Origin of the sequence: Mameliella sp. LZ-28 (assembly GCF_012274245.1) — a bacterium.
Taxonomy (GTDB): Bacteria; Pseudomonadota; Alphaproteobacteria; order Rhodobacterales; family Rhodobacteraceae; genus Antarctobacter; species Antarctobacter albus.
Genome location: NZ_JAANYX010000032.1, coordinates 333,771 through 346,480 on the forward strand (window position 1 = coordinate 333,771; position 12,710 = coordinate 346,480).

11 protein-coding genes are annotated in these 12,710 nt (G+C 65.9%); 5 read left to right on the plus strand and 6 right to left on the minus strand.

Going from position 1 to position 12,710, the window contains the following annotated elements:
* Position 1: 1 nt before the first annotated feature.
* The gene (locus tag G9Q80_RS16820; protein ID WP_043140876.1) at positions 2 to 229 is read left to right on the plus strand and encodes a DUF1150 family protein; all 228 of its coding nucleotides are present in this window, start codon (positions 2 to 4) and stop codon (positions 227 to 229) included.
* Between the two features lie 90 nt (positions 230 to 319).
* Here G9Q80_RS16820 and G9Q80_RS16825 read toward each other — a convergent pair whose 3' ends face one another.
* Both G9Q80_RS16825 and G9Q80_RS16830 read right to left on the minus strand, forming a co-directional pair.
* Positions 320 to 934, minus strand: coding sequence for a glycosyltransferase (locus G9Q80_RS16825; RefSeq protein ID WP_088714713.1), 615 nt, complete (start codon positions 932 to 934; stop codon positions 320 to 322).
* Positions 935 to 995: 61 nt separating this feature from the next.
* The gene (locus tag G9Q80_RS16830; RefSeq protein ID WP_088714714.1) at positions 996 to 2,210 is read right to left on the minus strand and encodes an autotransporter outer membrane beta-barrel domain-containing protein; all 1,215 of its coding nucleotides are present in this window, start codon (positions 2,208 to 2,210) and stop codon (positions 996 to 998) included.
* 265 nt (positions 2,211 to 2,475) lie between these two features.
* On the opposite strand from G9Q80_RS16830, the gene G9Q80_RS16835 reads away from it, so the two are divergent.
* The 3 genes from G9Q80_RS16835 to G9Q80_RS16845 all read left to right on the plus strand — a co-directional run bounded on the left by G9Q80_RS16835 (position 2,476) and on the right by G9Q80_RS16845 (position 7,381).
* Positions 2,476 to 3,663, plus strand: coding sequence for a peptidoglycan-binding domain-containing protein (locus G9Q80_RS16835; protein ID WP_088714715.1), 1,188 nt, complete (start codon positions 2,476 to 2,478; stop codon positions 3,661 to 3,663).
* 129 nt (positions 3,664 to 3,792) lie between these two features.
* On the plus strand, positions 3,793 to 6,093 hold the full coding sequence (locus tag G9Q80_RS16840; protein ID WP_133066382.1) for a peptidoglycan-binding domain-containing protein: 2,301 nt from the start codon (positions 3,793 to 3,795) through the stop codon (positions 6,091 to 6,093).
* A gap of 61 nt (positions 6,094 to 6,154) precedes the next feature.
* A complete protein-coding gene (locus G9Q80_RS16845; protein WP_074621856.1) occupies positions 6,155 to 7,381 on the plus strand; it encodes a peptidoglycan-binding protein in 1,227 nt (408 codons plus the stop codon).
* An 86-nt stretch (positions 7,382 to 7,467) separates the two neighbouring features.
* Here the strand turns inward: G9Q80_RS16845 and G9Q80_RS16850 are convergent, their stop codons facing one another.
* From G9Q80_RS16850 to trxB, 3 genes are all read right to left on the minus strand, one after another.
* Positions 7,468 to 9,549: a bifunctional sulfate adenylyltransferase/adenylylsulfate kinase gene (locus G9Q80_RS16850; protein WP_043140894.1), complete on the minus strand. Its 2,082-nt coding sequence runs from the start codon at positions 9,547 to 9,549 to the stop codon at positions 7,468 to 7,470.
* Positions 9,550 to 9,677: 128 nt separating this feature from the next.
* Positions 9,678 to 9,965 carry a PIN domain-containing protein gene (locus G9Q80_RS16855; protein ID WP_088714717.1) on the minus strand — a complete coding sequence of 96 codons (288 nt, stop codon included), beginning with the start codon at positions 9,963 to 9,965 and terminating at the stop codon, positions 9,678 to 9,680.
* Between the two features lie 125 nt (positions 9,966 to 10,090).
* Entirely contained in the window at positions 10,091 to 11,080 is a 990-nt protein-coding gene (gene trxB / locus G9Q80_RS16860; protein WP_052244445.1) for a thioredoxin-disulfide reductase, read from the minus strand.
* 180 nt (positions 11,081 to 11,260) lie between these two features.
* Here trxB and G9Q80_RS16865 point away from each other — a divergent pair, with 180 nt between their 5' ends.
* Positions 11,261 to 11,761, plus strand: a complete 501-nt coding sequence (locus G9Q80_RS16865) for an Lrp/AsnC family transcriptional regulator (RefSeq protein ID WP_043140899.1) — start codon at positions 11,261 to 11,263, stop codon at positions 11,759 to 11,761.
* Positions 11,762 to 11,824: 63 nt separating this feature from the next.
* On the opposite strand, the gene G9Q80_RS16870 is transcribed toward G9Q80_RS16865, so the two are convergent.
* Positions 11,825 to 12,505 carry a Hint domain-containing protein gene (locus G9Q80_RS16870; RefSeq protein WP_088714718.1) on the minus strand — a complete coding sequence of 227 codons (681 nt, stop codon included), beginning with the start codon at positions 12,503 to 12,505 and terminating at the stop codon, positions 11,825 to 11,827.
* Between the last annotated feature and the right edge of the window lie 205 nt (positions 12,506 to 12,710).

Below are 12,710 nucleotides of genomic sequence, written 5' to 3' on the forward strand. Positions count from 1 at the left end.
CATGCATGCCAAGTACGATTTTGACAAACTGGTCGAGGGGCGGACGGTCTATGTACGCCCGGTGAAAACCGCGGACCTGCCCGACGACGTGCGCAAACAGGCGGCCGGTCGCGACACGCTGTATGCGGTGCACCGCGCCGATGGCGAACGCCTGGCGCTGGTCAAGGACCGCTCGCTGGCCTTCGTGCTGGCGCGGCAGAACGACCTGGCGCCGGTGACGGTGCACTGACGCATTGACGGGCGGGGGCTTTCCCCCTGATCTCGTATCGCAGGGCCCGGCGGATTTCGCCGGGCTTTTCGTTTCTGGGTGGTTGGGGGATCACCGACGCGGGGGCCAGAGGCCGAACCTCTCCCAAAGACAGTGCGCGGCGGCGGCATTGGCGCGGGCGCGGTCCGTCGTATCCTGCAGCGGGGCGGGGCGGTCCAGGGGCGTGACGCGCGCGCGCGCCTCGGGCGCCAGCCGCAGGGGGGTGCCTGTCAGCGCGCGCATGCCCGAGAGCCAGATGTCATCGACCGGGCGGGCCTCTGCCGGGATGTCGAAGGCGCGCGGGTCGATCATTCCTGGCCCGATCAGCACGCCGGAAAACCCCTGTGCGATATCGCTGTGCGGGGGCGCGGCGCCCTGCCGTTTCAGCCGGTCGACGGACCAGCCGGAGGCGGCCACCGCTTCTGTGGCGCTGGCGGCGGTGCAGAGTGCGGCAAGCCAGCCGGGCTGGTAGAGGCAATCGTCATCGCAATAGGCCAGGGCGTCCTGTGGAAAGGCGCGCAGGGCCGGCAGCAGCTTGGTCGCCGGGCCATAGTCGGTGTCGGACCAGAGCAGGGTGACCCCCGGGGGCAGGGCTGGTGGCGTGACCGGGCCGGGAAAGCGGGCATAGTGGCGCGGCAGGCACAGCACGACCCGCGCGGCGCCCTGCGCCAGTAGGCTGTCCAGCACCCCGGCCAGGGCGGCAAAGCGCGGCGGGATCGAGGTGAGCGTGATGGTCGTGCGGCTGGGCTCAGAAATTGAGATTGTAGTTCATCCGCAGTTTCATGTCGCGCGTGTCATCCAGGATGCGGCCGCCATCCAGGTCGAGCGTCAGCCGACCTTTGCCCGCGTCATAGGCAAACCCTGTTCCGATACGGGGGCCGGTATGGCTGGTTTCGCGGCCCAGCCCGTCGTCGAACCGATTGTATTCCGCGCCGAGGCTGACATAGGGCGTCAAGGCCGTGCCGAGGTCGAAACTGGCGCGTGTGCCCAGCGATCCGGTCACCCCGGTCACGGTTCGCGGGGCCAGGCCTCCGGCGGCGGGGTGATCCTCGGCAAAGCCGGACACCCCGATGAAGGAACGGATGTCGGCGCTGCCCCAGGTGTAATCCGCGTTGGCGGTCAGCCCGGCGGCGCGGCGTTCGGCCTGGTAGGTGACGCCGCCGACGTCGTAATCGGGCCGTGCAAAAAGGGCGTATCCGGTCACGTTGTAGCGGTCGCCGATGCGGGACTTGAAATAGGGGCCGATGCTGAGCGCGTCGCTGTCCACCGAGACGCCGGAAACGTCCAGATCGGACCGGCCCGCCGACAGGAAGAAGCCCAGGCGCGTGGAGGCGCCGACCTCGTAGTCGAGGCCGAAGGTCAGTTCATGTGCGCTGCCGTCGATGTCGCCGTCAAAGACGCGCCCTTGCAAGGCTGCCCAGCCGGTCATGCCCGTCTGGTCGCCGTAGGTGGAGAGGAACAGCCCGTTTCGCGTGACCGAGGCCGGGGCGCCGCCCGAGAGGGTGCTGTTGATCGCGCTGCCGACAAAGCCCACCGATGTGCTGGCCGAGGCGAAGGCACCCATGCCCTGCGCGGCCTTGCGTCCGCCCTGTCCTGCCGCACCGCTGCCACCCCCGCCGCAGGACAGGGTGAAGGTATCGCCGGACTGGGCAAAGGCCTCGACCCCGTAGTCGCCGGTCAGGGCGGCGGTATGGCTGAACCCGTCGCAGGAGGTACCGTCGAAGGCGGGGTTGCAGATACCGTCATCCGTGCCGCCCTGTCCGCCGAATTCGATCGAGACGGCCAGGGTGCCGGCGTCCGGTGTCGAGATGTTCAGCGTCTCACCCTGTTGCAGGTTCACGGTGACAAAGGCCGGGGCGGTATGCACCACGCCCTGAACCGTGGAACAGTCCAGCGTGGTGGCCAGGGCGGGGCCGGATCCGATCAGGAGCGCGGCCAGGGGAATGAGGCGCAAGGGAATCATGGCATCAGTGTAGCATGGTCAATCCTTAACAGTTTATCACGGAAACTTTGGCGCTTCACCTGTCGGGCCGGCTGACGCCACTGGGCGTCACGTTTTTGTCACCTGACAAGAATCCCGCAACGACAGGCGCTTGTCCGGGCAGGGAGGCGGGTGGCGGGGGCCTTGGCCTTGACAGCTTGCCTGCCGCTGGGCGTCACTGATCGGACGTCAGTCACGATGATCGGAGTCGCCCATGCCCGGATCGGGGACCAGATGGAGGTTCGCAGTGCTTCTGGCGCTTGGCCTTGCCTTGCCCGGGCTGAGCGCAGAGGCGGCGGGCGATGCCCATGTGACCTGCGTGCAGGGACAGTTGCAGGCGTTGGGGTTCGATCCCGGGCCGATCGACGGCCAAAGCGGCCCGCGCACGCGCGGCGCGCTGCGTGCCTGGCTGGACACGCGCGAGGCCGGGGCGCGCGCGGTCTTTGAAACCCTGCCGCCTTTCGACAACCGCTCCTCCGTGGGTTGGTGCCGCGAGATCGGGCTGGCCGAGCCCGAGGCGGCAAAGCTCATGCCCTCGGTCAATCCGCCCAGGATCCTGATCGGTCCGGACGTGCACCCTGAGATCGCCGATCACGTCCTGACGGCCTATGAAGAGGCCGAAGACTTTCTTGAGCGGCGGTATGGCGTAAAACTGGCCAGCCAGGTCAGCATCATCGTGGCGACCGAGGTCGAGGCCTGGCATCGCCTGATCGGCCAGGCCGGGACGATGAAGTTGCAAAGCTGGGCGGCGATCCGTGCGCGCGGCAAACGGGATTGCGACACCGAGTTCGGGCTGGGCGCCAGCGCTTCGCGCGACGGGCTGTCCTTTTGCGGCACCACCCTGGCCCTGAAGGAGCCGGGGCTGGCAGAGCTGTACCGCATGGTCCTGTCGGTGACGATGACGCATGAGGTGGTCCACCACGCACAGCGCGAGTACAGCTATGACAAGGTTGCCCGCTGGGTGCACAACCCGGACGCGGTGCGCCCGCGCATGGGGCCGGCCTGGATGGTCGAGGGCACCGCGCAGGTGATCGAACAGGTCTTCATGGAGGAAAAGTTCGGCCGGGTGGCGCCCGCTCTGCACCAGATGCGCGCACAGGCCGCCGGGTCGGAGCTGACCCCGCGCCAGATCCGGCTGGCGCGAGAGGTGCGCACGGTCGAGGCCTATGACGTTTCGGCCTATGCCGTGGCGATGCTGGTCGAGCGGTTTGGCGAGGAAACCCTGTTCCGTTTCTGGCGCGCGGTGGGTGAGACCGACAATTGGTACACCGCCTTCGAGCAGGTCTATGGCATGACGGTGGAAAGCTTTGAAACGCTTTACCCGACGCTGCGCGACGACGAGATGGCCCAGCGAGAGTTCCTCGCCGATCGGGACATGAACGGCGATCACATCCTGGCGCACCGTCCGCTGACAGAGGCAGAGCTGGGGCGGTAATTCTTGACAGGCCCGGGGGCAGGCATTTCGATATCCTTGGTCCGGTGTGGGTGCGCAGAGGGTGGTGGTTAATTGAAGAGATTGATTTTATGTGCCTTTTATGGGTTGTTCGCCTTGGCGGGGCCGGCCGTGGCACAGGATCCGCATGTTGTCTGCGTTCAGCGGCAACTGGATGCCCTTGGCTTCGATCCGGGCCCGGCGGACGGCGCCATCGGGCCGCAGACACGCGGCGCTCTGGGCCGGTTGGTTTCCGAAACGGAGGCCCGCGAGGCGCTGGAGACGCTGCCTGGTCTTTCGGCGCGGGCGGCGCTGGGCTGGTGCCGCGAGATTGCGCGTCTCTACCCCGAGGCAAGGGGGCTGATGCCGTCTAGCGAGGGGCCGCAGATCTGGACGCCCGAGGGCTTTGACCCGATGATGCGGCTGGAGCTGCAGATCGCCTTTGACGAGGTTGCGCGGTACTTCGAAGAACGCTTTGGGGTGGCGCTGGCCAGCCGCGTGCAACTGGTTGCGGCCAATGATCCGGACAGCCTGGGCCGGATTCTGCGGGCGGCGGCCAGCCATCAAGAGGTTGGCGCGGCGGAGGTCCGCCGGACCGCGGAGCGAAACTGCCGCAAGAGCTCGCGGATCGGCGCCTCGATGTACCGTCACCACATGGTGTTTTGCTGGCGCGAAGAGTTCGAAGCCGGGAATTCCGCAAGGTTCGAGGATTTTCGTGTATGGCTGCGCCGGGTCATGGCGCATGAATTCACCCATCATCTTCAGCGCGAACTGGCTTATGACAAGGTGCCGCAATGGGTCCGGCGGGGACAGAGCGTGCGGCCCCGGATGGGGCCGGCCTGGATGGCCGAGGGCGGCGCCCAGGTGATCGAATACCGTTATATCCATGATATTCATGACAGTTCGTTGCCGCGCACCAAATGGCTGCGGCTGGGCGCGTCGCGCTCTGGCCTGACGCTGGACGGGATCCGCCGCAAGGGTGAGGTGCGCGAGCCCAACGCCTATAGCACCTCCTTCTACGCGGTGCACCTGCTGACAGAACGTTTCGGCGAAGAGACCCTGATCAGCTACTGGCGGCGTCTGGGAGAGACCGACCGCTGGGAAACAGCCTTCGAGGATGTCTTTGGCATCGCGATGCAGGATTTCGAGCGCATCTTCCCGACCCTGACCGCCGATCCGGATGCCGCGCAGGAGTTCCTGGCGAACCGTGATCTGGATGGCGACGGGCTGATCGCGGGATCCGCTGCGATGCCCGCCCCGGGGAACATGGCGGCGCAGCGCCGGGCGCAGGTGGTCTGTGTGCAACGCCAGTTGGCGGCGCTGGGCCTGTCGCCGGGCGCGGCGGACGGGGTGCCGGGGCCGCGCACCCGCGCGGCGCTGGCGGATTTTGTGCGGCGGCAGGGCGGCTCTGGTCGCGCGGTCTTCGACCTGTTGCCGGATCTGTCGCCCGGGTCGGCCGTGGCCTGGTGCCGCGAGATCGGGGCGATGGCCCCGGAGGCGGCAGAGCTTTTGCCTTCGGCTGCTCCGCCGGAGGTCGTGCTGGCCGCTGAGGTGCCCGAGGCAATGGGCGAGGTGCTGCGCGATCTCTACGGCGAGGCGCGCGATGCGGCGACCGGGGTCTACGGTTTGCGGGCGGCGACGGCGCCGGTGCTGATCTACGCGCAGGATGCGGATGCGCTGACAGGGATGCTTCGGCGGGATTATCCCGGCGCTTTGGGCCTGTCCGAGAACGAGGCCGGGCTTCATGCGCGGTCCTATTGCGGGGCCGGAGCCGACATCGCCAGGCTTGCCACCGATCTTTTGCCCGGGCGGATCGTGCTGTGCCTGCCGGAGGAGATGACGGCGCGGCTGATCAGCGGCGCGGCCTCGACAGAAGCGCTGTCCCGGCGGATCGCTTACGATCACGCGCATCACCTGCTGGCCGAAATCGGCCTGCGGGATCCGTTGACGTCTGACGGGGCGGCGGGCCTACGGCCGGCCTGGATGGTGATCGGGACGGCGCGCGGGCTTGCCCGGGGCCGACCGTCCGAAAGCGGGGCCTTGCCGCTGGCCGAATTGCAGCGCGATGACGGGGCGATGCCGCTGGCCCAGTTGCGTTCACGGATTCCGGCCCGATTGGCCGGGGCTTCCGCGACCTCGGAACTGGCCGTTGTGCTGTTGTCGGCGCGCTATGGAGAGGCGCGATTGACGGAGTTCTGGCGCAGGGTGGCGGCGCAAGGTGACTGGAAGTCCGCCTTTGAAACGGTCTACGGCCAATCGGTCACAGGGTTCGAGGGAGTCTTTGAAACCCTGCGCCGCGACGAGACCGCCGCCCGCGCCTATGCGACGGGGCAGGGGGCCTATCCCTACACGCCGGAAGAAAGGGCCTTGCTGGGCCTGCCGCCGGCAGAAGTCGAGGAAGCACGGGCTGGCGTGAAGGTAGGAATCCCCTGACTTGTTGACCGGCCACAGGATTTCCTAAGTTGATGCCAGACAGCATCAAGGGACCGGCATCATGGCGATCAAGAAACTGATGTGTTCACTCACGCTCTGCCTGGCGGCCAGTATCGGCGCGGCAGAGGCTTCGGATCGGCATGTCAGCTGCGTGCAAAAGCAGCTGGCGACACTGGGGATCGACCCGGGCGAGAACGATGGTACCAGCGGCGCGGGGACGCGGCAGGCGCTGGCAGAATTCATGCGCGGGCTGGTCGGTGAGGACGTGCAGGCGATCTTTGCCGGGTTGCCGGATTTCTCGGAACGCGCGGCGGTGGGCTGGTGCCGCGAGATCGGCGGATATGCCCCGCAGGCGGCGGCGTTGATGCCCTCGTCGGAACCGCCCCTGATCCTGACCGCGCCCAATATCCCGGAAGAGGTTCGGGGCTATATCCAGCGGTCTTACGATGACGCGCGCGCGATGTTCGCACAGGAATACGGCATCACCACCGCGTCCAAGCCGGTGCTGATCGTGGCCTTTGGGCGCGACGACCTGGAAAAGCTGCTGCTGGAGCCGGTCGAGGGCATTCCGGATCTGTCTGTCAGCGCGGCGCGGGACACCGCGGACGACCTTTGTGTCGGGGTCGAGCGCGTGATGGGCAGCGCCTACCGCAACCGGATCGCCCTGTGCATGCCGCCCGAACACCTGGACAGCGTGGCCAGCTACGACATCTGGCGCGGGCGCTACCAGTACGTGATGCTGCACGAATACATGCACCATGTTCAGCGCGAGATGCTGTATGACAAGGTGGCCTATGATGAGACCGGGCGCCGCCGCATGGGGCCGCTCTGGATGGTCGAAGGCAGCGCTTACCTTGCGCAGATCAAGTCGCGCGGCGGTCCCACCCGCGAGGTCTCTGTGCCCATGCTGGCCGCGCTGCGGGCCCGGGATGAGGAAGAGGCCGTGCCTCTGGATTACATCCGCAAGAAGCAGTCGGTGCGCTCGGACGGTGAATATTCCGCCTCGAACCTGGCGGTGGCCGTGCTGGCCCTGCGCTATGGCGAAGACCGGATGGTGGATTTCTGGCGGGTGGCCGGCGAGATGGACGACTGGGAACCCGCATTCGAGACGGTCTACGGCATGAAGATGGCCGATTTCGAGGAGCTCTTCGAAGAGCTGCGCCACGACCAGGGCAAGTTGGTGAAATTCGCCCGGGGTCAGGAACCCTATGGGCTGGACATGCGGTTCGGCCCGATCAAGGGCGCCGGACGGCCGGGGCATGCAGGACGGGGCAGCGTGCGGGGGTAGGTCCCGGCACACGCGGACCAGTCGGCACACACAAGAAAGCCCGGCGCGTTGACGCCGGGCTTTGTCGTCTTTCGGGGTGCGGCGCCTTACTGCGCGGCGATCAGGCCCATGCTCTCCAGCTTGAGGATCACCTGGTGGGCGCAGTTGTCGACGTCGACGTTTTCGGTTTCGACCACCAGTTCGGCATTCTCGGGGACTTCATAGGGGTCGGAGATCCCGGTGAATTCCTTGATCTTGCCTTCGCGGGCGAGCTTGTACAGGCCCTTGCGGTCGCGGCGTTCGCATTCCTCCAGCGAGGTGGCGACATGGACCTCGGCAAAGGCGCCGTACTGTTCGATCATCTCGCGGACGGCGCGGCGGGTCGCGGTATAGGGCGCGATGGGCGCACAGATCGCGATGCCGCCGTTCTTGGTGATTTCCGACGCAACATAGCCGATGCGCTTGATGTTCAGGTCGCGGTGCTCTTTCGAGAAGCCCAGTTCCGACGAGAGGTGTTTGCGCACCACGTCGCCGTCCAGCAGCGTCACCGGGCGACCGCCCATTTCCATCAGCTTGACCATCAGCGCGTTGGCGATCGTCGACTTGCCCGAGCCGCTGAGGCCGGTGAAGAAGACGGTAAAGCCTTGCTGCGAGCGCGGCGGCTTGGTCTTGCGCAGCTCTTCGACCACCTCGGGGAAGGAGAACCACTCGGGGATTTCCAGACCCTCTTGCAGGCGGCGGCGCAGTTCGGTGCCCGAGATGTTGAGGATGGTGACGTTGTCCTTGTCCTCGATCTCGTCGTTGGGCTCGTACTGGGCGCGTTCCTGCACGTAGACCATGTGTTTGAAGTCGACCATCTCGATGCCCATTTCTTCCATGTGCTCACGGAAGAGATCCTGTGCGTCGTAGGGGCCGTAGAAATCCTCGCCGGCGGAGTTCTTGCCGGGGCCGGCGTGGTCACGGCCGACGATCAGGTGGGTACAGCCATAGTTCTTGCGGATCAGCCCGTGCCAGACCGCCTCGCGGGGGCCGGCCATGCGCATCGCAAGCGGCAGCAGCGACATGGTGGTGGTCGATGCCGGGTACTTGTCCAGGACCGCCTCGTAGCAGCGCACGCGGGTGAAGTGATCGACGTCGCCCGGTTTGGTCATGCCCACGACAGGGTGGATCAGCAGGTTGGCCTGCGCGTCCTTTGCGGCGCGGAAGGTCAGTTCCTGGTGCGCGCGGTGCAGCGGGTTGCGGGTCTGGAAGGCGACGACGCGGCGCCAGCCCAGCTTGCGGAAGTAGGCGCGCAATTCGTTCGGGGTGTCGCGGCGGGCGCGGAAGTCATAGTGCACGGGCTGCTGGATGCCGGTCACGGGACCGCCCAGGTAGACCTCACCTGCCTGGTTGTGCAGGTAGTAGACGGCCGGGTGCGCCTGGTCGTCGGCGCCAAAGACCTTCTCGGCTTCGTTCGACTTGTTCGGGACGTATTTGTCGGTGACGGTCATGGTGCCCAGGATCACGCCTTCCTGGTCGCGCAGGGCAATGTCCTGGCCGATCTCGATGCTGTCGGCAAAGTCCTTTTTCACGTCCAGCGTGATCGGCATCGGCCAGAGCGTGCCGTCGGCCAGGCGCATGTTTTCCACGACGCCATTGTAGTCTTCCTCACCCAGGAAGCCCTTGAGCGGGTTGAAGCCGCCGTTCATCAGCAGTTCCAGGTCGCAGATCTGGCGCGGGCTCAGGTCGTGGCTGACGAGGTCGGCTGCTTCGACCTTCAGTTTCTGTGCGCTGTCGTAGGAAACGTACAGCTCGGGGATGGGGGCAAGGTTGTTCTGCATCAATTCGGTCCTGTGCTTAATGGGAACCAGGTTGCTGGAGGTGCCTGTCAGTTCGGCGTGGAGTGCGTCGTATTCCGCGAGTTTCCGGGCAAGAAACCGGTCCGTGAGCCGGTTCTTCTCGGCGGCCCCGCGAGAGGTCAGCGCATAGGCGAACCTCTGGCGCCGGTCCGGCCCCTCGCGTTCGCTGATCTTGATGAACCCGGCCTCGGCCGCCGCCCGGAGCTGCGCGTTCAACCGTCCCAGGGAGACACCCAGCGCGGAGGCGATGGCACGCTGCGACGACACTTCCGGCGCCAGGTCGAGCTGGCGCAGGAGGCGGAAGAGCAGGCCTTCTTCATCCGAAATGAGCTGTGCCTTGGAGGCGGACATGGCGGGCGACTCAAAGTGTGTTCATCGCTGAACGCATCCCACAGTTTGCACCTGCAGAAAAGTCGAAATTCGCGGGCGTGGGGGATTTCCGCCGGCGTGACTCTTGCGCAACGCCGTAGAGTTGCCGGTCAGGACGGGCTGTCAAAGCCTTCGGGCAAAAAGCGGAACATTGCCTGTGGCCTCTTTAGGTCAAGCTGGAAGAGATGCGGGCGCTTGGCCAGGACGAAGGTGCCGATACGCGAAGACAAGGCCAGCTTCATCGTGGTGGCGTAGACACGCGCCACCGTCACACGCCCGTTGCGAGAGGCGATTTGGATCAACTGCGCGGCATGTGCGGCGCTGATATTGTCACCATCGACCAGAAGGGCGACCGGGGTATCGGGGGGGAGCGGATCTTGCACAACGAAACGGGACACTGGCTTGGAAACGGCAATGCCGAGAGCAGAAATCCGATCCGGAGATAGTGCAACCCGAACCCCGGAAACAATTCGGCCCCGGCGGGATGCCGGGGCCGTTCGGGGGGGCTACAGGGAGTGTCGCCTCAGGCGCTTTCGGGTTCGTTGGCGGCTTCCGGTGCGGGTTCGCCCGCCGCGTCCTGTTCCGCCAGCCAACGCTCGGCCTCGAGTGCGGCCATGCAGCCCATGCCGGCACTGGTCACGGCCTGGCGGTACTTGTGGTCGGTCAGGTCGCCGGCAGCAAAGACGCCGGGGATCGAGGTGGCGGTGCTGTCGGGCTTGGTCACCACATAGCCGCCCATGTGGGTTTCCAGCACGTCCTTGACCAGCTCGTTCGCCGGCGCGTGGCCGATGGCGACAAAGACGCCGGCGCAGGGGATCTCGGTGATCTCGCCGGTCTCGACGTGCTTGACCTTTACCCCGGTGACACCCTTGGGCATGTCGTCGCCCACCACTTCCTCGAGCTGGTGGAACCAGAGCGGCTCAATCTTGGGGTTCTTCATCAGTCGGTCTTGCAGGATCTTCTCGGCGCGGAGTTCGTCGCGGCGGTGGATCAGTGTCACCTTGGAGGCGAAGTTGGTCAGGAACAGCGCCTCTTCCACGGCGGTGTTGCCGCCGCCGATCACGACGATTTCCTTGCCCCGGTAAAAGAAGCCGTCACAGGTGGCGCAGGCCGAGACGCCAAAGCCCTTGAAGGATTCTTCGGACGGCAGGCCCAGCCATTTCGCCCGCGCGCCGGTGGCGAGGATGACCGCGTCGGCGGTATAGGTCGTGCCGCTGTCGCCATGCGCCACGAAGGGGCGCTTGTCGAGTTCGAGCGAGCTGATGATGTCGCCGATGATCTCCGTGCCCATCGCGCGGGCGTGGGCCTCCATCCGGACCATCAGGTCGGGACCCTGCACCTCGGTGTCGCCGGGCCAGTTCTCGACCTCGGTCGTGGTGGTCAGCTGCCCGCCGGGTTCCAGCCCCTGCACGAGGATCGGGTCCAGCATCGCCCGGCTGGCATAGACGCCCGCCGTATAGCCTGCGGGGCCGGAGCCGATGATGAGGACCTTGGTGTGGCGTGTCTCGGACATGGAATTTCTCCTTAGCGGCGCGTGCGGGGTCATATAACGACAAGGATGGGGTGAAAAAAGAGGGGCGGCAGGGTGCCGCGTCTTTGTGCCATGCCGGAAAAGATTCTTGCGCCTTGTTGAAATATTATTGCGCAGGGCCTACTGGCTGCTATAACAATCGCGAAATACACGGGGGAGACTATGGCAGGTCACCGGCTTGATCCGATCGATCGCAAGATTCTGGCAGAACTGCAAGCGGATGGCCGAATGACGAACGTCGAATTGGCCCGCAGGGTGGGTATTTCGGCGCCGCCCTGCCTAAGACGTGTGCGCGTTCTGGAAGAACAGGGCTATATCCGCGGCTACCACGCCGAAGTCGACAGCCGCGCGCTGGGCTTCGAGGTGCAGGTCTTTGTCATGGTCGGGCTGCAAAGCCAGGCCGAGGTGGATCTCAGTGTCTTCGAGGAACGCTGCCGCGCCTGGCCGCTTGTGCGCGAATGCCACATGCTGAACGGCGAGGTGGATTTCATCCTGAAATGCGTCGCGCCCGACCTGTCGACCTTTCAGAGTTTCCTGACCGGAGAGCTGTTGACCGCGCCCAACGTCGCCAGCGTCAAGACATCTCTGGTGATCCGCAACGCCAAGGACGATCCCGGCGTGCCCTTCGAGGTACTGGAAGAACGGTTGAGCCGCACCGCCTGAGCGGATGCGGCCCTGTGGTCGTGTCGGGTGGTCGTGTAGGGCGGGGCTTGCCCCGCCGCCCGGTCAGACCCCCACGAGGTTTTCGACCACGTCCCGCGTCGTGCGCGTCATGCTGACCTGCCCGAAATCGTCCAGTGCCGAGATGTTGGGGAACATCGTCAGGTAGAGTGCCCGCATGTTCTGGCCCAGGGACTGCCCCGCCGTGTTGCCAGGGTGATAGGTTTCCAGGTCGACGCCGCCGATGCGGATGGTCGTGTGGCGTTGCACCATCAGGTGGAACAGCTGCACCGTGCCCATCGGCGTCACCTCCAGGAAGCGGTCGCCGTCGGCGTAGTCCTTGACCGGGGCCAGCACGCTGTTCTGACCCAGCAAGTCCTCCAGCCGGGGGTGACGCACCACCATTCGTGCGGCCGGGCCTAGCAGCAGGTCCATCGGTGGATGCCCCATCCCGAAGGCATCGGTCGTGATCCGCGTCATGTGGGTGAGCGTGGTCGCCTCGTCCTCGTGGCCGGGGACATAGGTCGTGGAGCCGATCCAGGTGACGGACACCGACCCGCTGGCGGTCAGGATGTAGTCGCCGGGCACGAGGTCCTCGATGGCCACCGGGCCGCGCACCGTTTCGATCAGCGTGCCGCGCGCAAAGGCCGAGGCGCATTCCTCGAAGAACGGAGAGGCCGGGGCGACATGCTGGGTGAAGGAGACCGTGAGGTCGGGAAGCAGGGCGGCGACCTCGTATTTGCGCATGAGAGAGCCTGCGCGGCGAGGTCGCCTGTCCGGAGAGAGCTCCCGTTCCGGAGAAACGGGAAGAGAGAGAGCCGGGTCAGCCGCCGGGGCAACGCCCGAAAGGCCGCGATGGAGGCGGGTCATGTGAACACCCCTTGAGGTTGGTCACATCCGTGTTGGCCCCCACCAACAACGACAGACGGAATATTGAAACAAGTAACTGACT

Coding starts and splice junctions, on each gene's coding strand:
- G9Q80_RS16820 (WP_043140876.1), top strand. CDS start 2: ATGCATGCCAAGTACGATTTTGACAAACTGGTCGAGGGGCGGACGGTC.
- G9Q80_RS16830 (WP_088714714.1), bottom strand. CDS start 2,210: ATGATTCCCTTGCGCCTCATTCCCCTGGCCGCGCTCCTGATCGGATCC.
- G9Q80_RS16845 (WP_074621856.1), top strand. CDS start 6,155: ATGGCGATCAAGAAACTGATGTGTTCACTCACGCTCTGCCTGGCGGCC.
- G9Q80_RS16850 (WP_043140894.1), bottom strand. CDS start 9,549: ATGTCCGCCTCCAAGGCACAGCTCATTTCGGATGAAGAAGGCCTGCTC.
- trxB (WP_052244445.1), bottom strand. CDS start 11,080: ATGTCCGAGACACGCCACACCAAGGTCCTCATCATCGGCTCCGGCCCC.
- G9Q80_RS16865 (WP_043140899.1), top strand. CDS start 11,261: ATGGCAGGTCACCGGCTTGATCCGATCGATCGCAAGATTCTGGCAGAA.
- G9Q80_RS16870 (WP_088714718.1), bottom strand. CDS start 12,505: ATGCGCAAATACGAGGTCGCCGCCCTGCTTCCCGACCTCACGGTCTCC.